At 42.8% G+C, this 24,290-nt stretch carries 21 protein-coding genes; 13 read left to right on the top strand and 8 right to left on the bottom strand.

Translation table 11 applies throughout. The features are described from left to right. Positions 1-14: 14 nt before the first annotated feature. The 5 genes from CGB83_RS20725 to CGB83_RS05015 form a co-directional block, all read right to left on the bottom strand. Entirely contained in the window at positions 15-182 is a 168-nt protein-coding gene (locus CGB83_RS20725; protein WP_194294484.1) for a class I lanthipeptide, read from the bottom strand. Positions 183-316: 134 nt separating this feature from the next. Then, positions 317-484 carry a class I lanthipeptide gene (locus CGB83_RS20720; RefSeq protein WP_157761343.1) on the bottom strand — a complete coding sequence of 56 codons (168 nt, stop codon included), beginning with the start codon at positions 482-484 and terminating at the stop codon, positions 317-319. Positions 485-569: 85 nt separating this feature from the next. Next, positions 570-1,607, bottom strand: coding sequence for a hypothetical protein (locus tag CGB83_RS05025; protein ID WP_100074820.1), 1,038 nt, complete (start codon positions 1,605-1,607; stop codon positions 570-572). Next, positions 1,585-3,933, bottom strand: a complete 2,349-nt coding sequence (locus CGB83_RS05020; RefSeq protein ID WP_100074819.1) for a TonB-dependent receptor domain-containing protein — start codon at positions 3,931-3,933, stop codon at positions 1,585-1,587. Before CGB83_RS05020 ends, CGB83_RS05025 begins: the two co-directional genes overlap by 23 nt. Before the next feature lie 455 nt (positions 3,934-4,388). Then, entirely contained in the window at positions 4,389-5,159 is a 771-nt protein-coding gene (locus tag CGB83_RS05015; protein WP_100074818.1) for a response regulator transcription factor, read from the bottom strand. Positions 5,160-5,255: 96 nt separating this feature from the next. Between CGB83_RS05015 and CGB83_RS05010 the strand changes: the two genes are divergently transcribed. Beyond that, a complete protein-coding gene (locus CGB83_RS05010; RefSeq protein ID WP_157761341.1) occupies positions 5,256-5,894 on the top strand; it encodes a hypothetical protein in 639 nt (212 codons plus the stop codon). Positions 5,895-6,011: 117 nt separating this feature from the next. Here the strand turns inward: CGB83_RS05010 and CGB83_RS05005 are convergent, their stop codons facing one another. Continuing rightward, positions 6,012-6,392, bottom strand: coding sequence for a hypothetical protein (locus tag CGB83_RS05005; protein ID WP_157761339.1), 381 nt, complete (start codon positions 6,390-6,392; stop codon positions 6,012-6,014). A 495-nt stretch (positions 6,393-6,887) separates the two neighbouring features. On the opposite strand from CGB83_RS05005, the gene CGB83_RS05000 reads away from it, so the two are divergent. The 7 genes from CGB83_RS05000 (at position 6,888) to CGB83_RS04970 (ending at position 16,307) form a co-directional block, all read left to right on the top strand. Then, on the top strand, positions 6,888-7,304 hold the full coding sequence (locus tag CGB83_RS05000) for a hypothetical protein (RefSeq protein ID WP_157761337.1): 417 nt from the start codon (positions 6,888-6,890) through the stop codon (positions 7,302-7,304). A gap of 146 nt (positions 7,305-7,450) precedes the next feature. Continuing rightward, the gene (locus CGB83_RS04995) at positions 7,451-8,593 is read left to right on the top strand and encodes an efflux RND transporter periplasmic adaptor subunit (RefSeq protein ID WP_100074814.1); all 1,143 of its coding nucleotides are present in this window, start codon (positions 7,451-7,453) and stop codon (positions 8,591-8,593) included. Between the two features lie 12 nt (positions 8,594-8,605). Then, the gene (locus CGB83_RS04990) at positions 8,606-11,758 is read left to right on the top strand and encodes an efflux RND transporter permease subunit (RefSeq protein ID WP_100074813.1); all 3,153 of its coding nucleotides are present in this window, start codon (positions 8,606-8,608) and stop codon (positions 11,756-11,758) included. Then, entirely contained in the window at positions 11,736-13,130 is a 1,395-nt protein-coding gene (locus CGB83_RS04985) for an efflux transporter outer membrane subunit (protein WP_100074812.1), read from the top strand. The genes CGB83_RS04990 and CGB83_RS04985 overlap by 23 nt, the downstream gene beginning before the upstream one ends. Then, positions 13,131-14,234 carry a sensor histidine kinase gene (locus CGB83_RS04980; protein WP_100074811.1) on the top strand — a complete coding sequence of 368 codons (1,104 nt, stop codon included), beginning with the start codon at positions 13,131-13,133 and terminating at the stop codon, positions 14,232-14,234. It begins immediately after the preceding gene. 9 nt (positions 14,235-14,243) lie between these two features. Continuing rightward, the gene (locus CGB83_RS04975; RefSeq protein ID WP_100074810.1) at positions 14,244-15,002 is read left to right on the top strand and encodes a LytR/AlgR family response regulator transcription factor; all 759 of its coding nucleotides are present in this window, start codon (positions 14,244-14,246) and stop codon (positions 15,000-15,002) included. A 36-nt stretch (positions 15,003-15,038) separates the two neighbouring features. Continuing rightward, the gene (locus tag CGB83_RS04970; RefSeq protein WP_100074809.1) at positions 15,039-16,307 is read left to right on the top strand and encodes an MFS transporter; all 1,269 of its coding nucleotides are present in this window, start codon (positions 15,039-15,041) and stop codon (positions 16,305-16,307) included. Between the two features lie 17 nt (positions 16,308-16,324). Here CGB83_RS04970 and CGB83_RS04965 read toward each other — a convergent pair whose 3' ends face one another. After that, positions 16,325-16,873 carry an AAA family ATPase gene (locus CGB83_RS04965; RefSeq protein WP_100074808.1) on the bottom strand — a complete coding sequence of 183 codons (549 nt, stop codon included), beginning with the start codon at positions 16,871-16,873 and terminating at the stop codon, positions 16,325-16,327. Positions 16,874-17,076: 203 nt separating this feature from the next. Between CGB83_RS04965 and CGB83_RS04960 the strand changes: the two genes are divergently transcribed. From CGB83_RS04960 to CGB83_RS04940, 5 genes are all read left to right on the top strand, one after another. Then, positions 17,077-17,652 (top strand): Crp/Fnr family transcriptional regulator, encoded by a 576-nt coding sequence (locus tag CGB83_RS04960; protein ID WP_100074807.1) that lies wholly within the window; start codon positions 17,077-17,079, stop codon positions 17,650-17,652. Positions 17,653-17,723: 71 nt separating this feature from the next. After that, positions 17,724-18,113: a RidA family protein gene (locus tag CGB83_RS04955; protein ID WP_100074806.1), complete on the top strand. Its 390-nt coding sequence runs from the start codon at positions 17,724-17,726 to the stop codon at positions 18,111-18,113. Between the two features lie 310 nt (positions 18,114-18,423). Then, positions 18,424-18,984 carry a Crp/Fnr family transcriptional regulator gene (locus tag CGB83_RS04950; RefSeq protein WP_100074805.1) on the top strand — a complete coding sequence of 187 codons (561 nt, stop codon included), beginning with the start codon at positions 18,424-18,426 and terminating at the stop codon, positions 18,982-18,984. Between the two features lie 78 nt (positions 18,985-19,062). Beyond that, complete coding sequence (locus CGB83_RS04945) at positions 19,063-19,953, top strand: SDR family NAD(P)-dependent oxidoreductase (protein ID WP_100074804.1); 891 nt, start codon at positions 19,063-19,065, stop codon at positions 19,951-19,953. A 26-nt stretch (positions 19,954-19,979) separates the two neighbouring features. Beyond that, on the top strand, positions 19,980-20,888 hold the full coding sequence (locus CGB83_RS04940; protein ID WP_100074803.1) for an alpha/beta fold hydrolase: 909 nt from the start codon (positions 19,980-19,982) through the stop codon (positions 20,886-20,888). A 337-nt stretch (positions 20,889-21,225) separates the two neighbouring features. Here the strand turns inward: CGB83_RS04940 and CGB83_RS04935 are convergent, their stop codons facing one another. Beyond that, the gene (locus CGB83_RS04935) at positions 21,226-24,282 is read right to left on the bottom strand and encodes a DNA polymerase III subunit alpha (protein ID WP_100077499.1); all 3,057 of its coding nucleotides are present in this window, start codon (positions 24,280-24,282) and stop codon (positions 21,226-21,228) included. Positions 24,283-24,290 lie beyond the last annotated feature (8 nt).

Here is a 24,290-nt window from a genome sequence, read left to right as displayed (position 1 = left end):
AATGGATTTACATATTAGATACAAGAATGATGTACACAATTAGATGTTCTTGCAGATGTTCCAGGTTGTGAAACACTTTCAACTTCTCTGGTACCTCCTTTAAGAGTTTTCAGTTGTTCGTCGTTTAATTTTGCAATTGTTTTCTTGTCCAATTTTAAAGGACTAAAGGATCTCTTTTTCATATTAGTAAAATTTAAATTGTGATCTCTACTCTTTTAAAGGGTTTTCAAGATTTAATCGGATGGTCTTAGCATTAGATGAGTTATTTAAAAAAGGGGGAGAAGATTATTCTTTCTCCCCTCAATGGATTTACATACTAGTTACAAGAATTACTTGTGCATCCAGATGTATTTACAGTTGTTCCAGGTTGTGAAATACCGTCAACTCCTCTGTTACCTCCTTTAAGAGTTTTCAGTTGTTCGTCGTTTAATTTTGCAATTGTTTTCTTGTCCAATTTTAAAGGACTAAAGGATCTCTTTTTCATGTTAATAAAATTTAAATTGTGATCTCTACTCTTTTAAAGGGTTTTCGAGATTTCCCCCTAACGCGCGTTTTTTCTTTAGAAGTATTTATAATTGTTTCTCATGAAACAAATCTTCATTTATGGTTTGATATTTCAATTTTGCTTTAAGTAAACCTTGTGGATTCAGATCGATATCTCCGCTTATTATCTCAATACTTTCCAGTATGTAGACAACCAGAAATTTAAAAAAGCTATTGATACCCCCTTCAAAAAAGTCTTCTACTAAGTGTAAAAAAGTATCGTAGTTTTGTTTGATAAACTCTGATTCTATTCTGATCCAGGTTGAGATATAATACCGCTCCAGTGTCATAACTTCAATATCACCCATAGGATCAATTGTTCTTTTGAATAACCGGGCATAATTGGTCATATCTTTCTTTTTTAAGGTATTAAGTCTATCAACAGTCGTTTTGAAAAAATAAATTGCATTATATTCCCGTATAAATGCCATTTCATTCCACAGGTCATCATTTTTAAATGATCTTGCCGGTAGAGTACAGGATCCTCTGAACAAATAATTCAGAATTTCTTCTCGGTATGTAAGAGCCGTATCAAAATCATTAATTTTAAAATAAACATTGGAAAGGTTAGAATACTGCAATACCAATCTGAAAATAAACGAATAGATTTTATACTCTGTAATCAGTTCATCAATAATCTCTATTGCCTGATATGTTAATGAAATAGCTTTCTCAAAATCGCCTGTTCTGTAATAGTAAAGAGCTTCTACTGAGAACTGCCATTGCTGGACATATTTTTTTAATCCATCCTCATTATTCGTAATTGTATTGATCTCAGTACTAAAATAATCGAGCTGCTGGCGTATATCATCCAGGTTTTTCCCAGAATTAATCAGCCCGGCCAGATTATTAATCGCTGTGGAAATTTCAAAATACTTTTCGAAAAGTTCCTTATCTTCTGTCAGATTTTCCCGGGCTTCACCTCTTGATAGTTCAACATATATCTGAGAAGCATCATATTCGTGCAGAATTTCGTAATCAACTTCAGTATTAGTAATGAGATTGACAACTCTTTCTAATTCAGGTAAAATTTCCCCAATATTATTTTGCTCTGTTTTTCTCATCAAAGTTTATATTTCTGTTAGCACCCTTTACTTTACTGTTTCCGAATGAATAATTAACACTGATGTTAAAGCTTCTCAAATCATAATAATTTCTGTTTTTCATGATAAAATCTGTATAAACCGATTGTCCTTGAGATATAGCCTTTTTAAATACATCTTCAACAAAAACATTGATTTGCATTTTTTTATCCATAAGTGACAACTTGCCACCGATATTAAGCATGGAATAGCCGTCAGATCTGTAATTTCCAAATGTACCTGGCAGCATCTGGCTGTAGTTCATAAATAACTGAACATTTTTAGACGAGCCGATAGAAACCGTATTATTTATACTGTAATAAAAATTAAAAGATTTCTGGCCGACAATCTGAGGGATGGTATTGACGCTTTTTGTGTGATAGGCATTTGCTGTTACATTAACTTCCCATATTTTAAAGAAAGTGTCATAATAGCTTGCATCTATACCAATATTGTTTTCATTGTACATATTAGCATAATCTATCGTTTTTATGGTGTTGACATATGTTACCAATTGTGAAAACGCATTGCTTGTACGTTGATAATATAATGATAGGTTTAGTTTACTTTTAAATGAATAACCGAAATCAATGTTATTATTATAGGAAGGTCTTAATAAAGGGTTTCCTTTGGCAAAAGTATAGGGATTTGTATACCATCTGTTAGGATTTAATGCTCTGAAAAAAGGTCTGTTGATCCGTCGTGAATAACTTATTGTGAAAACATTATCGTTATTCGGCTTATAAGCTACGTAAGCTGTAGGGAATAACTGGCCGTACTTGTATTTTTCATGTTCTGCAGTTAATGGACTTTCTCCATCAATAACTGAATATTCATAACGCAAACCTGCTTTTGCTGTCCACTGATCTGAAATTTTCTTTTCAGCACTGAAATAAGCGGCATAATTAGACTCATAATAATTAAAAAGATTGGTTCCCCCAGGCAGAATGATGGGTACATCATCTATTTTATAATATCTAAGGTCTGATTTATTATCAAAAATAGATAATTTTAAACCGGTCTCTACTGTAGCCCATTGAAGCGGGAGCGTCAGATCACTTTGTGCTGACCAAACTTTATATTTTGTGCCGTTGAAACTTCTGTACCTTTCACTAAGCTGGCTGGTCATATTGGTTGTTACAAAATTTATTTCGTTTGTAGGGTCATTAGCAAAGTAATTCACATTGAAGGATAGTTTCCTGCCTAAACTGTCGATTTTATAATCATAATACAGGTTCATCATATGCGTCTTTGATTTCTGCCTGTGCTCAGCATACGTAGATAGCAAAGAATCGGTTTTGGCTGAGGTTTTATATTCAGAAATGTTTCTGATGTCCATATTTTGATCTCCATCTCCAAAATCATAGATAAAACCAACTTTCGATCTATCAGAAAGCAGATATTCTGTACTTATATTGATTCCTATTCCTTTATTCATATCCAGTCTTTGGTCATCGCTGAATAAAGAATTGAAACTTTCAATAGAGTTTACTTCTGATGAACGTTTCCTGTTATCATACTGCCTCAGTTTCAAGGATGAGTTTAATTTCTGATTCTGGTAATTCAACGTTGCATTATTAGAGTATCCGTTCTCGGACCTTCGGACATAACTCGTAGAGAAATTCCCGCTCCAGCCAAGATTGGTGTTTTTTTTAAGCACTATATTGATAATACCACTGTTCCCCTGTGCTTCATATTTTGAGGGTGGGGTAGTAATAACTTCTATTTTAGAAACATTATCAGACCGTAATGACTGTATGAAGTTGATCAGTTCTGTTCCTGAAAGGTTGACAATTTTATCGTTAATCATGATACTAACTCCATTTTTACCTACAATAGATATATTGTCATTTTGTATTCTGACTAGAGGCGTATTTCGCAGGGCATCTAATGTACTCATACCTTGAGAGGCTATAGAGTTTTCCACATTAAAGATCATTCTGTCAACTTTTCGCTCAATGACCTTCTTCCGTGCCGTTAATTTTACTTCCTGAATTTGACCTGCGTACATTTTTTTTACAGTAAAGGTCTTATCAATGTTACTGTCTACATTTAGGTTTTCAGAATAAACTACATTTCCATCGAGTAGAATATTCAGTTGATACATTCCATTCTCAGGAAGTTGTACTGTAAAGTTCCCATTTTCATCGCTGATAGCGCTTTTTGTTATTTTGTCTTTTTTTAAAATGATCTCCGCATATGGTGTTGCGATTTGGTGATCATCAGAAATCTTACCGGTTATACTCTGGGCATTATAAAATGATAAAAAACCAAGAAAAAAAATAAATGCTGTAATTCTAATCTTCATTATTCAAATTATATAAAATATTACGCACCATTTAAGTTATTTAATAAAAACTATAATGCTATGGTTTTAGTTTACGGTGTAATTCCTATGGGAAATTATTTTTATTCAAAAGACGAACTGCATGGAATGTTTTTAGTTCAACTGAATAACCTACTTGATAATTTTAAATGATATTCTGTTTGATTGCTTTTTTACAAATATATAAGGCTACAGGATTTCATCTGCTACACTTATGTGTAGTTTTTTTATTGAATATAATACCCATATAATAAGAAAATGAAAACTGAAAGCAGCTAACTGTACTGAAATAATGTAATCAGCGCATAGTCATACGGATTACATTATTAGATTTCGGGATAAAGGTTACATTTTATCTGATGATTAAACAGTCTGAATCGGTTAGATATAATATAGCATCGGTATAATGCATATATTTTTTTAATTTAATGTGGAAATTAAATCAGTTTATTATTGGTAGCGAAAGCTAGTGCTTCGGTAATGTTCTGAACATTTACTTTTTCAAATAATTTTCTTCTGTGAAATTTTACAGTGTCTGCTGATAGAAACATTTTTTCGGCTATCTCATTTATTGTTAATCCTCTGGCATATAACCTTAACATTTCCAGTTCTCTTTCAGAAAGCTTAGCTTTTTGTTCTGAATTCCATTTCCCTGTCTCCAGACTAAAACTCCAAAAAACGTCAGAACCATGTCGGTTAATAGAAATATTGCCGGCGTTCTGGTTATTTGAAAGCGCTACGATACACATGGCCTTCCATATCTTACCTTCCTCGTTAAGAAACATCGGTGTTAATTTATGGTTGATGAGTACAGATTTACCCTTTTCATTGATCAGGTGAAAATCATAGGAGATGGTATACAGTTTACGATCATCTAATGGGATCTGTTCGTAAAAATCAAATCCAATTTCGTTAATCTGGACCAATAAATTGAGGTCTTCAGATTTTACATTTCTGAAATAAAAACCATAACCCAGTTCTTGTACCTGCTCTGGTTCCAGTCCGCATAAAAAAAGTGGATTATCTGATACATACTCAAACGCTTTCTTCTGATAGTCTATAATGTATATGCTTTTATACGTAATTCTGGCAAATGCCCTGATAATATCCAGGTATTCACCGGTGTTTATAAAGTCATTGCTTTGAATATTCTTAACGGTGTTTTTTTCAGTGAAAAACTGATTCAGTCGATCATTATTACTTTCCATGATTTCGTTTTTGTTGTTTGGTGTTAATAACAAATCTACACAAAAGTGTAGTTATTTTATGACTCTCCCCGAATATATTTACAAAAATAAGTAAACATGGAAGCTGAAAAATATTGTAATTTGAATAGTGGTGACTTGTTTTATCTGGCAAAATTTGTTGTAGAGGAAAATTATCACCATCATAATCAAGCAGAAGAATCTGAAATTATTGCTGAAGAAATTGAAATGATGTATGAGGAGGAAAAAAAACTTTCAAACTCTAAGGTCTATCTGGCATGTGATAAAGACCTTTCTATCAATGGCTCAATAAGAGTTACGAGATGGAATTATAAAGATATTCTTCCGATACAGAAATTTCTTAATATCAATGGATTAAGAACCAGATTACAGGGATCTCAAATCTGGCATATCGGAAGATTTGCTATAAAGCAGAACACTGATATAACCGGCTTTCTGATTTTCAAAACACTTATAACATTTGCGATCAATCAGGTCTGCAAAATACATAATTCAGTAGTCTTGGCGGAATGTGACGTTAAACTTCTGAGAGTGTTACAACTGATGGGATTTGATGTGGTTAAGCTTTCAGATTCAATCCATTATCTGGGTTCTGAAACTATTCCTGTTTTACTCCCTTTTAACGGACTTAAAAAATTTCTGGATCAGAATGCACACTTACTGGCAGGAAATCATATTCATGATCATTATATTATGGCTTATGAAAAAGCTATATGATTCCTGGCATGAAATATAATATTCGACACTATTGAATGAGAATCTATCCTACCAAATAGGAAGCTTTTCTTTCATAAAACATTTTAAATAAAATCAAATTTCAGATGCTGAAAGTCATCATTGCTTATTCACACTCCACGTCCCACTGCTTTTTCCCATTTTCCAGGTTCCGCTATGGGTTTCCATATTTCCGTATAAAGTAAATCCGGAATTGGGAGATGAAGCAACGTGAAGGCTTGCTCCGGAAAAAATTTCAGTATAATACCTGTCCTCGACACCGTTAGAAGATCGGATTACTTCTACCGATCCGCTTTTTTTGATGTCAAGGACCAGGGTACCGCTTTCATCCCCGCTGTAGCTTCCGGACCATCTTCCCATATAAGCGGATGTTTGGGCTTGCTGTTCCTCCTTTAACCGCATATTATCAATAATCTGGTCACAGGAAATAAAGATCGTTGCAGTCAATGCACTTAGAAAAAGTAATTTTAGATGCTTCATAACTTAAAAATTTTATGGTGTGGCCGCATTTAAAACGTGGTTTTATTTTTTGGTTAAAGTAATAAAAATATTTTTATACTTATGAATCAGGACATAATATTTTGGGAATCAACATTTTTGTTTGATAAGCTATGTCTTTTTCAAAGTAGTAAAGGACAGCTCTATCATTAACCTTTTCATAGGCTGGTCGATATTTTTAAAATACCAATATGTGGCTGGCTGATGGTTAACCATTGCCGGAGCCATATTATCGGCTGCTCGTAACCTAATATTGAAATCCAAGGCCTTTCATAACTGTTCTGCGGCCAATATTTTCTCTTTCCACTGAACTCAACATTTTCCAGGTTCCACTGTTAGCTTCGATACATACTGCAAAGTAAATCCGGAATCGAGAGAAGATGCAGCAAAGAAGCTATTAATGGTTTAATAGTTGCTTTTGCAATCATGGTATGCAATGAAAGGGAAACAATCATAAGCTCAATTTGTTATTTAGAAATGAAACGTCAAAAGAAACAGCTGTTCAGTCCATTCTTCCTATTGTCGGTTGCCATACTGATTCCACTGCTCGCGCTCGGCATCCAGAATGGCCGTAAGCTATTCAATATTTACATCATACATCCTAATGATTATACGATCACCAAAGCCAGATTGCTTACTAATTTTCATCAAAAATATGATAACCATGCTACCTATCAGTTCAATTATGGTGGAAAAATGTTGGATGGCAGTGCCGGCAGCATTTTGTGGGGCACTGTGGGCGAGGAGATCACCATCTATTTTGAAACCGGCCATCCGGAAAACAATGGCATCCTAAGCGGCTTATTCTTTCTCACCATTGGGCAATGGCTCACTTTTATCATTTTTGGTGCCTATGTTGTTTATAAAACAGTCCGGTATATTAAAACGACGTAAATACGGTATTGAAAACTGATAAAAGTATATTTAATTCATGATCTTATTCTCTCATTTCAATCGCTAATTTCCGCACTTCAGTCACAAAAAAGGCATTCAGGGTACTTCTTACTATACTTTTGTCCCGGATTTCAAGAAAAACAGAAATGAAGTACATCAGGAACCATAGCATATTGAATACAGGATTATGTATAGTTATTCTATTACTGGCCCAAAGCTGTAAAGATGGAATGCGGAATGATCAGGCCACGCAGGCGGAGCCTGTACAGGCAGAAGTGCTTACGCTGCATCCGGGAGAAGCAGTGATAGAGCAGGCTTTTCCGGCCAGTCTCCAGGGGAAAGACAATGTTCAGCTTCGGCCCCAGATCAGCGGGTATATTGATAAAATATATGCAGATGAAGGCGCCTTTGTAAAAGCCGGGCAGCCTTTATTCAGGATTAACGCCAATGTATACCGGGAGCAGAAGAATACGGCTATTGCCGCATTAGGAATGGCAAAATCACAGCTTGCCTCTGCAAAGCTGGAACTCGATAAATACAAAGTCCTGAGTGAAAGTAAAGTGGTGGCAGATTTTCAGTACCGTAAAGCCAAAACCAATTATGACAATGCACTGGCGGCAGTAAAACAGCAGCAGGCCGTCGTTGCTTCTGCTGACCTCAACTTGGGTTTCTCAGTCGTTAAAGCGCCTGTCAGCGGATACATTGGCAGGATCCCCAACAGGATAGGAGCACTGGTAAGCCCTAATGATACGCAGGCCTTAACAACCCTTTCGCAAGTCAGTGAGATCTATGTGTATTTTTCCCTTCCTGAGAGAGAAATCCTGAACATCAATGCATCCCGTCCCGGGAAAACCTTAATTGAGAAGCTGAAAAGTTTCCAGAATATCACCTTATTGCTTGCTGATGGTAAGCCATACAGCCATACTGGAAAAATCGATATGATGGACGGGCAGTTCGATCCGAATACCGGTTCAGTGTCGCTGCGGGCATCGTTCCCGAATCCGGAAGGGTTACTCCGTACCGGAAATACCGGCCGTATCGTGCTGAGGACTACCGAGCAGAATGTATATAAAATTCCGCTTTTAGCAACGTATGAAGTCCAGGATAAGATATTTATAGGGTTGGTCAACCATCAGAACAAAATGATAAGGCTTGCTTTGAAAGACTATATCCGGTCGGGAAATTTTTACCTGCTCAGATCCGGATTTAAACCCGGGGACCGGATCATTGCCAACGAGCTAGCCTCCATTCCTGAAAATTCGGTCATCACACCAAAAGCTTTCAAGTAAAACTGCTGAATTATGTTGAACAAAATTATTAAAAGACCCGTTCTGGCAACGGTGATTTCCATCATACTCGTGCTGCTGGGCGTTGTAGGTCTGCAACGCATCCCGATGACGCAATTTCCGGAGATTGCTCCGCCTACCGTTTTTGTATCCGGTGTTTATCCCGGAGCCAATGCAGAGAGTGTGATCCGTTCTGTGATCACACCGCTGGAGCAGGCGATCAACGGAGTGGAAAACATGCAGTACATGACTTCCAGTGCTTCGAACGACGGAGGTTTTTCCATTACCATTATTTTTAAGCAAGGGGTAGATCCGGATCAGGCGGCCGTCAATGTTCAGAACCGGGTGGCACAGGTCAATGCCCAGCTTCCTGTGGAAGTAATCCGTTTGGGGCTGACTACGACCAAACAGCAGACCAGCAACCTGATGGTCGTGAATATCAACAGTGAGAAACCGGAACTGTATGACGAGGCTTTCCTTCAGAATTATGCTAATATTAACCTGGTTCCCGAACTGAAAAGGATTCCCGGAGTAGGAAATGTTACGCTTTACGGAGCCAAAGACTATTCCGTCCGGGTCTGGATCAATCCGTCGAAACTGGCCGCTTACGGTCTGGTTCCTTCCGATGTGGAAACGGCGATCCAGAACTACAGCTTTGAATCTTCGCCCGGGGCTCTGGGAGAAGAATCGGATGCTCAGTTGCAATACGTATTGCGGTACAAAGGAAAACTGAACAAGCCTGAAGAATTTGAAAGGATCATTTTGCGCTCGAAAACGGACGGCTCTGTCTTGCGGCTGACGGATGTAGCCAGGATTGAATTCGGGCTGTCCAATTATTCCAGCGATACTTTTACGGATGGAAAGCCTTCAGTGGTATTTTCTGTCATCCAGGCCAGTGGTTCCAACGCCAACGAAATTGCCATCAAAGTTCAGGAGTCCTTGAAGAAATTCCAGACAGGCGTGCCGGACGGCATTAAGTTCGAGATCATCCAGAATACGAAAGACCGTCTAGATGCGTCCATCTCACAAATGAAATCCACCCTGATCGAAGCTTTTGTATTGGTGTTCATCGTAGTGCTGGTGTTTCTCCAGGATTTCAGGTCGACTATCATTCCGGCCATTGCCGTTCCCGTATCCATCATCGGGACCGTCTTTTTCATGTACCTGATCGGGTTTTCGGTGAATGTGCTCACCCTGTTTGCGCTGGTGCTGGCCATTGGAATTGTGGTGGATGATGCCATCGTGGTGGTAGAAGCCATCCATGCAAAAATGGAAGAGACCGGTGAACATGCCGGAACGGCGACCGCTTCGGCCATGAGTGAAATCAGCGGGGCTATTATTTCGATTACCCTCGTGATGTCGGCCGTTTTCCTTCCTGTAGGTTTTATGGAAGGTCCGGCCGGAGTTTTTTATAAACAGTTCTCTTATACACTGGCTATCGCGATTCTGATTTCAGCTGTTAATGCCCTTACTTTAAGCCCGGCTTTATGTGCTTTACTGCTGAAAAACCATCATCCGGAAAATGAAGGGAAAAACAAAAAGTTTACCCAAAGGTTTGCCAGCGCTTTCAATGCCGGTTTTGAACGGCTGACCGATAAGTATGTAGGTGCGATCCGGTTTTTAGGAAAAAGAAAGATCATTGCCCTCGGGGCATTAGCACTCATTGCTTTTGGTGCGTTCTTCCTGATGAACAATGCCCAGAAAGGCTTTATTCCGGAGGAGGATGACAATAACCTTACTTTCGTGGTCAACCTTCAGGCCGGTGCCAACTTGCAATACATCACGCGCGAAATGGAAAAGGCAACGGAAATTGTCCGCCGGATGCCCGAGGTGAAAAGTATCAGTACTGTTTCCGGGTTTAACCTGTTCAGCTCAGCAGCTTCACCCAATTCCGCCATGGGGTTCATTACCCTTAAAAATCCAAAAGCCAGGGGAGAAGTATCTGATATGAATAAGGTGATGGAAAAAATACAGGCTGCAGTCAAAGGAAAAATTAAAGGAGAATTCATGATTTTCAGGAATCCGGCAGTGGAAGGATTCGGAAATGCGGGAGGTGTGGAGTTTGTGCTTCAGGACCGGGCTTCAGGAAGTATTGCCGACTTTGAAAAGGTCAGCAGGAAAGTGATTGACGCTTTAAGCAAAAGGCCGGAGATCGGGACTGCATTCACCAGTTTCCGAAGCGATTATCCGCAGTATGAAGTGGTGCTGGATGAAGACAAAGCGCAGCAGCTGGGCCTTACTCCCAAAGAAATCATGGATGTGATGCAGCTGTACCTAACCGGTTCCCAAACGACAGATTTCATCCGTTTCGGAAGATTATACCGGGTCAACGTACGGTCTGAAGCGGAATTCCGGAAAAACGAAGCTTCTCTGGACAACATTATGATCCGCAACCGCGACAATAAAATGGTTCCGGTATCTACACTGGTCAGCCTTAAAAAAGTCTACGGGCCTCAGGTAATCAGCCGGTATAACCTCTATAACAGCATTTCGGTGAATGCGAATGCCGCCGGCGGGGCCAGTACCGGGAAGGTCATGAGCGTAATCGATGAGGTGCTGAGCAAAGAACTGCCGAAAGGCTACAGTTATGAATATGGGGGGCTCAGCTTGCAGGAACGTAATTCGGGTTCGCAGATGATCTTTATTTTCGGTCTGAGCATCCTGTTTGTCTACTTCCTGCTTGCTGCCCAGTATGAAAGCTACCTGTTGCCCCTGGCAGTAATGCTGTCCCTCCCGACAGGGATTTTAGGGGTCTTTATCGCCACAGGATTCGCCGGTATCGATAATAATATTTATGTCCAGATCGCATTGATCATGCTTGTAGGGCTTTTGGCTAAAAATGCCATCCTGATCGTGGAATTTGCCATTCAGCAGCGCAAAACAGGGCTGTCTGTCTTTGAAGCCGGCATAGCAGGGGCAAAAATGCGTCTTCGTCCGATCCTGATGACCTCTTTTGCCTTTGTTGCCGGACTCATACCGCTGATGTTTGCCAAAGGCGGAACTGCAATGGGTAACCGCTCCATCAGCATCAGTGCAGCCGGAGGAATTTTAAGCGGCGTGATCCTGGGGGTGGTGATCATCCCGGTTCTGTATATGGTGTTCCAGTGGCTGCAGGATAAAGTATCAATCAATAAAAACCAGAGAGATGAAAACACTCACACAATATAGTTTGATAGCCATTGCCCTTTCCGGGCTGTTGCAATCCTGCAAGGTAACCCAGGATTATCAACGGCCGGAACTTGGTATGCCTGCATCATTTAACGGGTCTCCGGAAACTGCAAAAACATCCGAAATCCCAACCTACCGTGATTTTTTCAAGGACAGGGAACTGATTGCCCTGCTGGATCAGGTGATGGCAAAAAATCCGGACCTGCTTGTGGCTTCGGAGGAAATCCTGGCTTCTGAAGCCCAGCTGAAAAGTGTAAAACTGAATTACCTTCCCGATATCAGCTTACAGGTTAACACCGGGATACAGCGGCTGTCTAAAAACAGTATGCAGGCTTCCTTCGGTGGCGGCGTGGTTTTTCAGGAATATAATTTTGCGCCGGTAGTTTCCTGGGATATCGATTTCTGGGGAAAACTGAAAAGACAGCGGGAAGAATCGCTGGCCAACTACCTCAGCAGAGCTGAAAACAGGCGGGCCTTGCGTGTACAGCTGATCGCGCAGGCGGCACAGGCCTATTATAACCTCCTGAGCCTGGATGAGCAGCTGAAAATTACCCGGCAGGTTGAAAAAAGCATGCAGGAAACCGTTGCGATGCTGAAAACCCAGTATGCAGTAGGCGATGTGACGGCACTGGCCATCAAACAGGCAGAAGCCCAGCTGGCTGAGACCCGTGCACTGATCCCGGATATCACAGCCAGCATCAAAGCACAGGAAAATGCCTTACAGGCTCTGGCAGGAAATTATCCTGATGCCGTAAAGCGCTCCGGGCAGTTCGGGAGTTATGCCTTTGCAGCAGATCTTGAAGCCGGAATTCCGGCTGACCTCCTGGCCAACCGCCCGGATGTAAAACAGCAGGAATTATTGTTGCAGGCGGCTTCCGCACGGGTTGGTATAGCCAAAACCGAATTTTACCCCAGCCTGAAGATTACGGCACAGGGCGGTTCCAACGCTACTAACCTGGCCAATTGGTTTTCCATTCCGGGATCCCTGTTCGGGACTGCGGCTGCTGGATTAACACAGCCGCTGTTCAACAGGAGAAGTATCCGGTCAGGCTATGAACAGGCCGTCCACCAAAGGGAAGCTGCAGTACATGCCTTCCGGAAATCTGTGGTAGGGGCAGTAGAAGAAGTGAGTTCAGCCTTGAATAATATAATCCAGGTGAAGGAACAGCTGTATGAGGTAAACAACCGTAAAAAAGCAATGGATAAAGCTATTGCAGATGCACAGCTGCTCTACCGGTACGGAGAGGCAAATTACCTGGAAGTTTTAACGGTACAGCAAAGTGCTTTCCAGGCAGAGCTGGCCTATACGGCAGCGGCACAGAAAGAAATAAATACCTATATTGCTCTTTACAAATCTTTAGGCGGAAATTAAATGAGTATTCACAGCAGGGAAAACACAGGTTTATTCGGGAAAAGGCTTTTCCAGTGGAGCGGCGTGCCGGTCTCACTGGGGCTGGCTATCCTGATCCAGTACCTTCTGAACCCTTCCAGCAAATGGTGGGATTTCTATAGTGAAGCGGCGTGGTTTGAAATCGCACTGACCCTTTCCGGAAGCATATTGATGTATGCCGTTATTTTCGGTGTTATCCGGCTGCTCTCCGGATGGGTTCATCGTCGGGCAGTGTACGGCAATAATATCCTTGTGCACTTTATCATTACCACCATCGTAGTCATTGCCTGTATGTGCCTGCTGCTGTATCTGGAGGATGCTGTGTATGATTGGATATGGCCCGGACCTTCAGTGGATGATAAAGAAACCGAGCTGTCGGTCCGTGCTTACCTGGTGGTTAACATCGTGGTTGCTGCATTTGTCAACAGCTTTTATTATTCGTTTTTCTTTTTTGCCCGCTGGAAAGCCAAGGTAATTGAAACCGCCAGCCTTGAACTGCTGTCCCACCAGCTGAAAGAAAATGCGCTCCAGGCCGAATTGCAGGTACTGAAGCTTCAGCTGGACCCTCATTTCCTGTTCAATAATTTCAGCATCCTTACCCAGCTGATTGAAACGGACCGGAATGCTGCGCAGGAGTTCCTGTCCAATTTATCCAGGGTGTACCGCTATATCCTGACTACCGCTAAAAAAGATGTGGTAACGCTGGCAGAAGAGATGAAATTTGTGGATCTGTATTTCCATCTGATCAGGATACGGCATGGGGAAACCATTCAGCTTTCGGTGCAGATTACAGAAGAAGATAAAAGAAAAGGGATTCCGCCGGTCACTTTACAGCTGTTGCTGGAAAATGCCATCAAGCACAACATTTCAACACTCAGGCAGCCGCTGAAGCTGTCTCTGGAAAGTCTCGGAAACGGTAAGATCACCGTGAGGAATAATCTTCAGCGCATCAATATCGATTATAAAAGCACCGGACTGGGATTAAAAAATATCCGGGAACGTTACCAGTTACTGGACAATGTAACCCCGGAAATCATAGAAACCCCGGACTCTTTTGAGGTGGTTTTGCCCCTATTGAATTTATAACGGAATAGTATGGAGTATATCATCATAGAAGACGAACAGCATAATGCAGAATTGCTGAAGAGCATGGTAGAGAAGACAACGGATCAGGCCCATATGCTAGCCGTTCTTCCCACCGTACAGGACAGTGTGGACTGGCTGGTTTCCCACCGTCAGCCTGATGTCATCTTTATGGATATCCGGCTTGCGGATGGTTTATCATTTGAGATTTTCAAAAGAGCAGATGTCCGGGCACCGGTCATCTTTACTACAGCTTATGATGAATATGCTTTGCAGGCTTTCAAAGTGTACGGCGCAGCTTATCTTCTGAAACCTATTGTCCGGGAAGAGCTGGAAGAGGCCCTTGAAAAAGTAACCCGTACCACCCGTCCGCAGTTCTCCGGGGACGATGCGGGCGCAATCTTGGAAATGCTGAAGACCCGGCAGAAGACCTACCGGAACCGTTTTCTGCTGCATTACCGGGAAACGTATAAGATAATACCCACCGAAGAGATTGATTATATCTGCCTGGAGAATAAGATCGTCTATTTCGTGGTGCTGGACGGTAGTTCTGTTGCTGTTCCGTATACCCTTGATGAACTGGAAGAGCAGCTGGATCCGCAGTTTTTCTTCCGGGTGAACCGGCAGTATATCCTGCATGTTAACAGTATAGAAAGCATCCACAAGTATTTTGGTGAAAAAGCAAAAATCATATTGAAGAGAAACCGGGATGCGGAAGTCATTGTCAGCCGCATCAGGATGCCACAGTTTAAATTGTGGCTGGACAGGTAATGCAACGGTCAGTATAGTATAAAAAGTAACATTGCTATGATTTCAGATGAAGAACATACTCAAAATGAACTGAGCCTAACAGGGACAGGCTGGCAGAAGCGTTACTGGTGTATTTTTTCCGGACAGGCCTTTTCCATTATCGGTTCTGCACTCACACAGTTTGTGCTGATGTGGTGGATTGCCGATACTACCGGAAGTGTCAGCAAACTTGCCATGGCCGGAACGGTTGCCCTGTTACCGCAGGCATTGCTGAGCCCTGTAGGAGGTGTATTTGCGGACCGGTACAGCCGGAAAATGATCATGATCGTTGCAGATGCCGTAAGTGCGGTCTGTATGGCGGGGCTGATGCTTCTGTTTATCACAGATAAGATAGAATTATGGCATATTTACGTTATGATGGGCATCAGGGGAGGGATGCAGGCTTTCCAGGCTCCGGCGGCCGAAGCCAGCGCGGCAATGCTTGTTCCCAAAGACTTTCTGCCGCGTGCTGCAGGCCTGAATCAGATACTGTACGGAGCCACACTTGTAGCGAGTGCTCCGCTGGGTGCGCTGGCAGTAAGTACCATGCCTTTAGGATGGGCTTTAAGCATCGATGTTTTTACCGCTCTGCTGGGTATTGCACCATTATTCTTTTTTTCAATTCCGCAATACAGGAAACCCGGGAACGGTCAGCCGCTTCTGCATAATATTGCATCAGAACTAAAGGAGGGGATCGTTCTTGTATGGAAACATCAGGGACTGAAAAGGCTTTTCCTGCTGCTGGGCTGCATTGTCCTCGTTATCATGCCTACTTTTACGTTTGTACCGCTTCTGGTAAAGGATTATTTTAAAGGAAGTGTCAGGGAAGTAGGCATCATGGAAGGACTTGCCGGCGTGGGTATGGTTGCCGGAGGAATTATCATTACCCTAATAGCTCCAAAGCGTAAAATGATATGGATTCTTACCGGATTGGGTTTATCCTGCTTTGCCATCAGCTTTGTGGCACTGATGCCTGCCGGTCTTTTCTGGCTTGCCGTATTCTGGTGGACGATCAGTTCGCTGACGTTTATTTTTGCCAATGCCCCTTTGACGGCATTGCTGCAGACGGTAATCCCCAACCAGATCCAGGGCAGGGTACTGTCTTTACTGAATATGATTATGGGACTTGCAGCGCCTGTAGGCCTTCTCATAGCTAATCCTCTCGGAGAATGGCTGGGAATACGCGGGCTGTTTATCGGGATTGGATTCCTGGGCGGACTGATTGCTTTTTCAGGATTTGCCTCACGCCGGCTGCGGAATCTGGAAAACGATGAAGTTAAAATTTGATCATCGAAATAGCGTTATCACTTCACGGTTTCCTGAAGTATAAATCCGGCTCTTTCAGAAATGGCAGTTTTGGGAATTTCAATCACGGTGTACCCGAGATCCCGGTAGAGTGTATTCATGACTTCAAATGTTGCCATGGCCTCCTCAAAAGTCTGCCTGCGCTCTTCATCATGGATGTAAATCTCTTTCCACGGCGGCGTTATGAAGACTTTCTTATGGTAACGGTATTCTTTTGCGGCAAGCCACATGATTTCCGGTACAGGGAGGCTGCAAAGCATCAGGTAACCGATGGCATCAGGTAAGCCCCGGTCAAAAAAAGTAAGGCTGTCATGCCGGCCTGCACAGTTAAAATCTTCAATGGCCTGATGGAACATTTCCTCAGCAAATCCTTTCCGGTCTTTCCATGGAAGCCGGTCTCCACAGATTTCAGTCTGGTTCCTGATGATATCCCTCCCGGACTCCGGTACAGTAGAATATCCCATTTCTTTCAGGGAGCCGATAATTGAGGTCTTGCCCATCCCGGGCCCTCCGGTAATGATTATTTTCATATTTTCTTTCTGATTCATAATAAAGGGGTATTAATATGATGATGGATAAGTTTAAAATGCATTGGATCATACAGCTGTTTTGGTAAAACCTGGAGGATGTATTTGTTGGTAAACGGGATAGTAATGAAACTTAATGCGTATATTGTTGGAAACCGGGCTAACAGAAAAAAGGGAAGAAACTTTATAGTCCGATAGAATTATTCAGATCAAAGTTAAGAAAAATGGAGCAAGTATCAAAAAACACCATAGACCTGTTTGACCGTCTGACTGATCAGGAATTTCTTGAAGTTAAAGATTTATTTCATCATCAAAAGCTGGATAAAGGAGGCTATGTTTTCCGGGAAGGGCATAAGGTCAGCTATATCTACTTTATAGCTTCCGGACTGGTCAGGCTGTTCTATACAGATGATGAAGCGAAAGAATGTATTCTGTCTTTTGCTTTCGAAAACTGGTGGGAAACAGATTTTTCTGCATTTTACCATCGGGTTCCGGCGATATCCAGCTTACAGTGTATTGAAGACAGTGAAATTTTCAGCCTGCACTATGACGATTACCGGATGCTTACCGAACGTTATCCGCATTTGTCAGGATATTTTCTTGATAAGTCCGTTAAAGGACATATCGCCAATCAGAAAAGGATTCTTTCGCTGCTCACGTTGTCCGCAAAGAAAAGGTATGAACAGTTTTTACAGCTCTATCCCTCACTGATCCAGAGAATTCCGAAATCGATATTATCACTGTATCTCGGTGTTTCACGGGAGACCCTGAGCCGGCTGTACAAAAACAGGAATACATAAAGTGATCTGCATCACAGTCATCATCCATACAATATCAGGAATTTTGCCTCCTAAGTTTAAATAACTATCAAATGGAAAAACAGGTAATCAATCCTTGGACATGGCAGGATACAAGGAATTATGTCCAGGCTGTGGAAGTAAGGAATGTCGAAAGTACTTTATATGTCTCGGGCCAGACTGCCATCAGTGATGAAGGCATTTCAAGCAATCAGGATATGAAATCGCAATTGATCCATACCATCCGGAATCTTGAACAAGTAATCCGGGAAGCAGGATATGAGCTGAACAATATTGTGCGGCTGAACATCTATACAACCTCAGCATCAGAACTATTCGAACATTTCGGTATTATACAGGAATGGCTCACCGAAAACGGGATCAGGCAGGCTTCTACCGTGCTGGAAGTAAAAAGCCTTTTTGAAACCCTGAAAGTGGAGCTGGAAGCCACAGCAGTGAAATAAGCAACCTTCCTGATTTATTCCTGAATATAAAGCCCTGTACCTGTACAGGGCTTTATGGTTTTCATCATTTGTGCTTTATGGGTCTTTTTTGCTGTGTAATAGATTAATCTTCATACAAAAATAGATAGGATATTCCCTGTTTCCCTGTGGATTACCGTAAATGAGTATTTGAATTTGTGCTTCAGACAGGGACAGTTCCTGATATAAGATTATTGTAAAATCTTTGCCTGGGATTAATTATCCAACTTTTATTATACATTTGCTTATTGAACCGACACGGATCAGTCATAAAAATTAATCCATCACCGTCATGCAGGAATTTGTAGATTTTATAGCCCGGTATGGTCATTTCTCTAATGATGACCTGCGGATGATCCTTTCCAGATTCCATGTGAAAACAGTCCGGAAGGGACAGCTGTTGTTAAAGAAGGGGCAGGTGGCCAGCCGGTATTATTATATCAGGAGCGGAGCCCTGCGTTTTGTATATGGCGAAGACCGGGAACTGACAGCCTGGGTGGTGTTGCCGGATGAATTTTTTACAGAAATTACCAGCTTTAAACACCAGGAACCGACCCGTTTCAATGTAGAAGCTGTTGAAGAAGCCGAACTGTATTATATCGAAAAGGCTGATATGGAATTATTGTACCGTGAACTTCCCGCCTGGCAGGAATTCGGCAGGAAGATCTGGGAATCAATGGCCATCCGCATGATTGACGAAATCATCCGTTTCCAGACCCTTACCGTGGAAGAACGTTACCTTGAGTTTTTACAAAAGCCCGGTTTCATGCAGCATGTATCTGTAAAACAGCTGGCGTCCTATCTCGGCATCACACCTAATGCCCTGAGCCGCATCCGCAAAAACATACGTTAAGATTTTCTAAACTACCAAATGGTAGTTTCATGGGCTCCGATAATTCATAGTTTTGACATATCAACAAATATGACCACTATGGAAAAAACAATTCTGGTTGCCGGTGCCACCGGGAGCCTTGGAGAAAAAATCTGCCGTGAACTGATCCGTCGGGGAGCAGAAGTGAAAGCAGTAGTACGCGCAGAAAGTAATGCTGAAAAAGTGAATGCGCTGGAGGCTCTGGGTGTCAATGTTATTCAGGCTGATTTTAATGATGCTTCCATGCTGGAGTCTGCCTGTTCCGGCGTATCCTGTGTCGTATCTTCCCTGGCAGGACTCCGTGACGTTATCGTAGAAACACAGGCTAAACTCCTGGATGCCGCTGTTAGTACAGGCGTACCGCGTTTTATTCCTTCGGATTTCTGTACAGATTATGCGCAGCTGCCTGAAGGATGCAACCGAAATTTCGATTTGCGTAAAATTTTTGCCGATATTCTCGATAGCCGTCCTATTCAGGCTACTTCAGTTTTTAACGGTGCTTTTGCATATGTCCTGCAATATGATATTCCCCTTATGAATACAAAAAACCGCACCATTGCTTATTATGAGGGTAAATCCGGATGGGAAATTGATTTCACGACCCTGGATGATACAGCTGCTTTTACAGCTGCTGCGGCATTGGACGATACAGCTCCGCGCTACCTCCGCATTGCCGGATTCCGGGTGAGTCCGGAAGATCTGGTGCCTCTGACCGGACGCGTATTCGGAGTGCCGTTTGAACTTCAGAACCAAGGCTCCATGGATCAGTTTATGGATATGATTACAAAAATCAGGAAACAACACCCTGAAGGCGAACGCGAGCTGTATCCTGCGTGGCAGCAGATGCAGTATTTGTACAGTATGTTTGCGGCCCATCACAATACGCTGGACAACGGACGTTATCCTGATCTCACCTGGACTACCGCTAAAGAAGCCTTAGCAGGAAAATAATATCTCTAAACTTTAACTTTACAGCTATGCACACCGAATATACAGACGAAGAACTGATTAAAAACTGGGAAGGATTTATCAATCATACCATTAATGTAAACGGAATACAGCTCCATTATGTGGAAGGAGGCAGCGGATCTCCTCTGATCTGCCTTCCGGGATGGCCGCAGACCTGGTATTCATTTCACAGGATCGCCCCGCAGCTGGCTAAACATTTCCGGGTTTTTGTAGTGGATATCCGTGGAATGGGAAGCTCAGAGGCACCTGAATCGGGTTACGACAAAAAGACGATGGCATCGGATATTTACGGTCTCATCATTCAGCTGGGCCTTCAGGAAGCTTTTGTGCTTGGCCATGATATCGGCGGGATGGTGGCGATGAGCCTGGCTTATAATTATCCTCAGGTGGTCTCCGGATTGATTGTTGCCGATGGTCTCCATCCCAATGAAGGCATGCTCCAGATGCCGCTGATCCCTGCCGCCGGTACATTCAGGGATAAGATAGATCCTGTTCATCCATACACATGGTGGATGGGCTTCAATCAGGTGCGGGGATTGCCTGAAAAGCTTCTGGAAGGTCGTTATTATGATCTTTTGGACTGGCTTTTCCGGTATGTCATGATTGATGAAAGCAAAATATCTGAATTTGAAAAAGAAGCCTATGCCGCTGTTTATAATCAGCCGGAACGCATCCGCGCTTCCAATGCCTGGTATCAGGCTTTTAATCAGGATATTGAAGACAGTAAAGATTACAGCAAGCTGACCATGCCTGTGCTGGGGATTGCCAGCAATGTTTCTTACGGTTTCTACCAGTATGCACTTCCGATGGCAGCTGAACAGTACGAACTTGTATACCTTCCGGATACAGGGCATTACATGTTCGAAGAAAATCCGGATGCTGTCGCTGAAATCATATGCTCATACCTGACAAAATAAGTGATACAGGATAAAAGGAAAATTGAACTGATAGGGAATAAAGGATAATATGACTAATAAATTATGCTAAACATATTATTTTATGCTTTGAAAGGTCTCCTTTTAATTTGTTAAGTATGAGTCTCTTTCCCTATTGCTACAATAGAATTCCGGATCTGAACGCTGTATACCGGATGTAATAATACGTGGAAAAATCCAGACTCTGCTGTCGGATACAGAAATTCTTATTACCTTTGCAGCTCAAATCTAATTTAGAGTTATTAGTTATTGAAAAATTCGCCCCCGGCTTCAGCCGGGGTTTTTTGTTATACAACCGGAATGAAATCCGGGATTTGAACTACCTGTTGATCCTGTACCGCGGCAAATTGATCTCCTGTGCCTGTGGATAAGGTTTTCTTGAAGTCATGCTGACATCTTCCCGGATTTTCTGGTAGATATCATACTCTTTTTCCTGGGCATAAGCATACCTCGGATCCGGTATCATCGGCAGTTTTGCCATTTTATGGATGGTAACGGTAGGAAAGTGGTAATCCACTTCTACGGTACCGAGCAGCATATAACAGCCCCCACCCTGAAAATCATAATCTTTAAGGCTGTCCGGAAAGTGGGTCGTGTCAAAATATTCCCCGTTCACATCGATCCAGGTCCCGAAAAACATGGCTCCTTTTTTTGTGGGAACGTGTTTCCTGGAGATCAGGTAGGCCAGCATCTTTACCTGGCGTTTATGGAAACGGGGCAGGTCTTTCACATAAACCGAACCGCGGTACGAGGTCTGCAATAAATCAAACGGACTGCAGGAAACCGGGAATCCGATGATCTCTATCTCATCGAAAGCATCTTCTAAAGGCTCCCTTTTCAGTTCAGGCAGTTGAAAAGACTGTACCGGTTCTTCAATCAGCATCATGCCCCTGTTTTCAGGTTTGAAGTTAACCAGCAGCATCCGCGCTTCCACGAGCAGTTCATTCTTCGGTTTCCCGGTAAACCGGAATGCCCCGATGAAAATCAGCGTCTGAATAGTCTCAATACCGGCCGGGATACGCCGGATAAAATCTTCCAGCGAGCTGTAAGTCCCGTTACGTTCACGTTCTTCCACAATTCTGTGGGCTACTTTTGTTTCAAGCCTTTCCATGAGCATAAAACCCAGGTAGATCTCATTTCCTCTAAGGGTAGCCAGGTATTCGCTGGTGTTCACACAAGGAACCTGAATGCCGGCTCCTGACATCCTGGCTTCATGGATATAGACTTCCGTGCGGTAAAAACCGCCCTGGTTATTAATGACCGAGACCATGAATTCCAGCGGATAATATACTTTCAGGTACAGGCTCTGGTAGCTTTCCATGGCATAGGAAGCTGAGTGGGCCTTGCAGAAGGAATACCCGGCAAAAGATTCGATCTGCCGGAAAGCTTCCCGGGTAAGGGCTTCAGAATGACCTTGTCCTTTACATTGCAAAAAGAAGTTGGCTTTTACTTCCTGTAGTTTATTAATCGACCTTTCTTTTCCGCTCATGGCCCTGCGGAGGATATCTGCATCTTCCAGTGACACACCTCCGAAATACTGGGCAATCTTAATGACGTCTTCCTGGTATACCATAATGCCGTAAGTTTCCTTCAGGTTTTCCTCAAAAATAGGGTGGAAGTACTCAAACCGGTCCGGGTGGTTATGCCTGAAAATATATTCCCGCATCATCCCACTCTGGGCTACGCCGGGCCTGATGATGGAAGAAGCAGCGACTAAAGTCCGGTAATCCGAACACTTCAGCCTTCTCAGGAGCCCGCGCATGGCCGGGGATTCAATATAAAAACATCCGATGGTCTTTCCTACAGCCAGGCATTCATTGGATTTTGCTTCGTTTTTGGACAGGGCGGTATTCCGGATATCTACGGTAATGCCTCTCGTCTTTTCGATCAGGGCTACCGTGTCATTAATGGTGCCCAGTCCGCGTTGAGAAAGGATGTCGAATTTTTCAAGTCCGATATCTTCCGCCGTATCCATATCGAACTGGGCAATCGGGAATCCTTTGGGCGGCATTTCCAGGGCAGTGAAATTGGTGATGGGATCTTCGGAAATCAGGATTCCGCAGGCATGCATGCTGCGCTGGTTCGGGAATTTCTCCATCATGGCACCGTAGCGGTGGACATGCTTCACTACCGAGTTGCGGTCATGGGTTTCCACTGATTGGTTAGCCAAACCATCAAGCTCTTCTTTAGGAAGTCCGAATACTTTTCCTACTTCCCGGAAGATCGATTTGTATTTGAACTGCACATTCGTGCCGCAGAAGGCCACGTGCTCTTTTCCATAGCGTTTGAAGATATATTCCAGTATGGTGTCCCTGTTCTGCCAGCTCCAGTCGATGTCAAAATCCGGTGGTGAATTCCGGTTCAGGTTCAGAAAGCGTTCAAAATAAAGGTCGAGTTCCAGCGGGCAGATGTCCGTAATGCCCAGGCAGTAGCTGACGATGGAATTGGCACCGCTCCCTCTTCCCACATGCATGAGCCCCATACGGTTGCTGTAGCGGACAATGTCCCAGGTAATCAGGAAATAGGAACAGAAGTTAAGCGTATTGATGACTTCCAGTTCGCGTTCCACTCTTTTGCGAGCTTCTTCATGATCATTGCCGTAACGTTTTTTAAGCCCCAGGTAAGCCAGCCGGGTCAGCATCTTCAGATCTGATGCTCTGGACCGTGTATACGACTGCCTGTTGCTGACTTTTTTAAAATCGAATTCAAAGCTGCATGCCGCCAACAGCTTTTTGGTGTTTTCAATAATTTCAGGGTAATACTGAAATTCTTCAGTAAGTTCCCTTTCGGATTTCATGTATTCCGATTTCCGGCAGGTATCCTGCTCTGAAAGCATGGATAACAGGGTATTTTTATAAATAGCCCTTAAAATAAGGTGCAGGTTGTATTCTTTCTGGGAGCTGAAGGTTACCGGCTGAAGGATGACCATGCGGTGAAGGTGCTTTTTCAGTTCAGGACGGATCAGGAAATTAAGCTCCTCTTCACGGATCCCGATGTATTCATTGTCCTTAAGCATTGCCGGCATATTCTGCAATGGATACACCACGAATACATTTTCAAAATCCGGGGCTGTTTCCGTAAGCGCTGCTCCGTCGCAGTTATGGGCGGTGACCATCCGGTTCATTTCCCCGATCCCGGAAAATTCCCGGGCTATGGCGATATACAGCAGCCTGTTGTCTTTTCTGATTTCCATTCCGGCGATGGGCCTGATTCCGGCATCATCACATCGCTTTTTGAACTCGTAAATGGCAGTAACAGTATTGATATCCGTAAGCACCAGCTCTTTGATGCCCAGGCTTTGGGCTTTCTGTACAAGCTCTTCTACGGACAGGGTTCCGTAACGCAGACTGTGGAAGGAGTGACAGTTGATATACATAGGAAAAA

This window comes from Chryseobacterium camelliae (assembly GCF_002770595.1).
In the GTDB taxonomy this organism is placed as follows: Bacteria; Bacteroidota; Bacteroidia; order Flavobacteriales; family Weeksellaceae; genus Chryseobacterium; species Chryseobacterium camelliae.
The sequence above is the reverse complement of the archived record's forward strand: the minus strand, read 5'-3'. Positions and strand labels throughout refer to the sequence as shown.

What these genes read in the sequence shown, in the direction of transcription:
- CGB83_RS04945 (WP_100074804.1), top strand. Translation starts at nt 19,063, where the DNA reads ATGGAAAAAACAATTCTGGTTGCCGGTGCCACCGGGAGCCTTGGAGAA.
- CGB83_RS04975 (WP_100074810.1), top strand. Translation starts at nt 14,244, where the DNA reads ATGGAGTATATCATCATAGAAGACGAACAGCATAATGCAGAATTGCTG.
- CGB83_RS05005 (WP_157761339.1), bottom strand. Translation starts at nt 6,392, where the DNA reads ATGAAGCATCTAAAATTACTTTTTCTAAGTGCATTGACTGCAACGATC.
- CGB83_RS05020 (WP_100074819.1), bottom strand. Translation starts at nt 3,933, where the DNA reads ATGAAGATTAGAATTACAGCATTTATTTTTTTTCTTGGTTTTTTATCA.
- CGB83_RS20720 (WP_157761343.1), bottom strand. Translation starts at nt 484, where the DNA reads ATGAAAAAGAGATCCTTTAGTCCTTTAAAATTGGACAAGAAAACAATT.
- CGB83_RS05000 (WP_157761337.1), top strand. Translation starts at nt 6,888, where the DNA reads ATGAAACGTCAAAAGAAACAGCTGTTCAGTCCATTCTTCCTATTGTCG.
- CGB83_RS04940 (WP_100074803.1), top strand. Translation starts at nt 19,980, where the DNA reads ATGCACACCGAATATACAGACGAAGAACTGATTAAAAACTGGGAAGGA.
- CGB83_RS04995 (WP_100074814.1), top strand. Translation starts at nt 7,451, where the DNA reads ATGAAGTACATCAGGAACCATAGCATATTGAATACAGGATTATGTATA.
- CGB83_RS04950 (WP_100074805.1), top strand. Translation starts at nt 18,424, where the DNA reads ATGCAGGAATTTGTAGATTTTATAGCCCGGTATGGTCATTTCTCTAAT.
- CGB83_RS04990 (WP_100074813.1), top strand. Translation starts at nt 8,606, where the DNA reads ATGTTGAACAAAATTATTAAAAGACCCGTTCTGGCAACGGTGATTTCC.
- CGB83_RS04965 (WP_100074808.1), bottom strand. Translation starts at nt 16,873, where the DNA reads ATGAATCAGAAAGAAAATATGAAAATAATCATTACCGGAGGGCCCGGG.
- CGB83_RS04985 (WP_100074812.1), top strand. Translation starts at nt 11,736, where the DNA reads ATGAAAACACTCACACAATATAGTTTGATAGCCATTGCCCTTTCCGGG.
- CGB83_RS05015 (WP_100074818.1), bottom strand. Translation starts at nt 5,159, where the DNA reads ATGGAAAGTAATAATGATCGACTGAATCAGTTTTTCACTGAAAAAAAC.
- CGB83_RS04935 (WP_100077499.1), bottom strand. Translation starts at nt 24,282, where the DNA reads ATGTATATCAACTGTCACTCCTTCCACAGTCTGCGTTACGGAACCCTG.
- CGB83_RS04955 (WP_100074806.1), top strand. Translation starts at nt 17,724, where the DNA reads ATGGAAAAACAGGTAATCAATCCTTGGACATGGCAGGATACAAGGAAT.
- CGB83_RS20725 (WP_194294484.1), bottom strand. Translation starts at nt 182, where the DNA reads ATGAAAAAGAGATCCTTTAGTCCTTTAAAATTGGACAAGAAAACAATT.
- CGB83_RS05025 (WP_100074820.1), bottom strand. Translation starts at nt 1,607, where the DNA reads ATGAGAAAAACAGAGCAAAATAATATTGGGGAAATTTTACCTGAATTA.
- CGB83_RS05010 (WP_157761341.1), top strand. Translation starts at nt 5,256, where the DNA reads ATGGAAGCTGAAAAATATTGTAATTTGAATAGTGGTGACTTGTTTTAT.
- CGB83_RS04980 (WP_100074811.1), top strand. Translation starts at nt 13,131, where the DNA reads ATGAGTATTCACAGCAGGGAAAACACAGGTTTATTCGGGAAAAGGCTT.
- CGB83_RS04970 (WP_100074809.1), top strand. Translation starts at nt 15,039, where the DNA reads ATGATTTCAGATGAAGAACATACTCAAAATGAACTGAGCCTAACAGGG.
- CGB83_RS04960 (WP_100074807.1), top strand. Translation starts at nt 17,077, where the DNA reads ATGGAGCAAGTATCAAAAAACACCATAGACCTGTTTGACCGTCTGACT.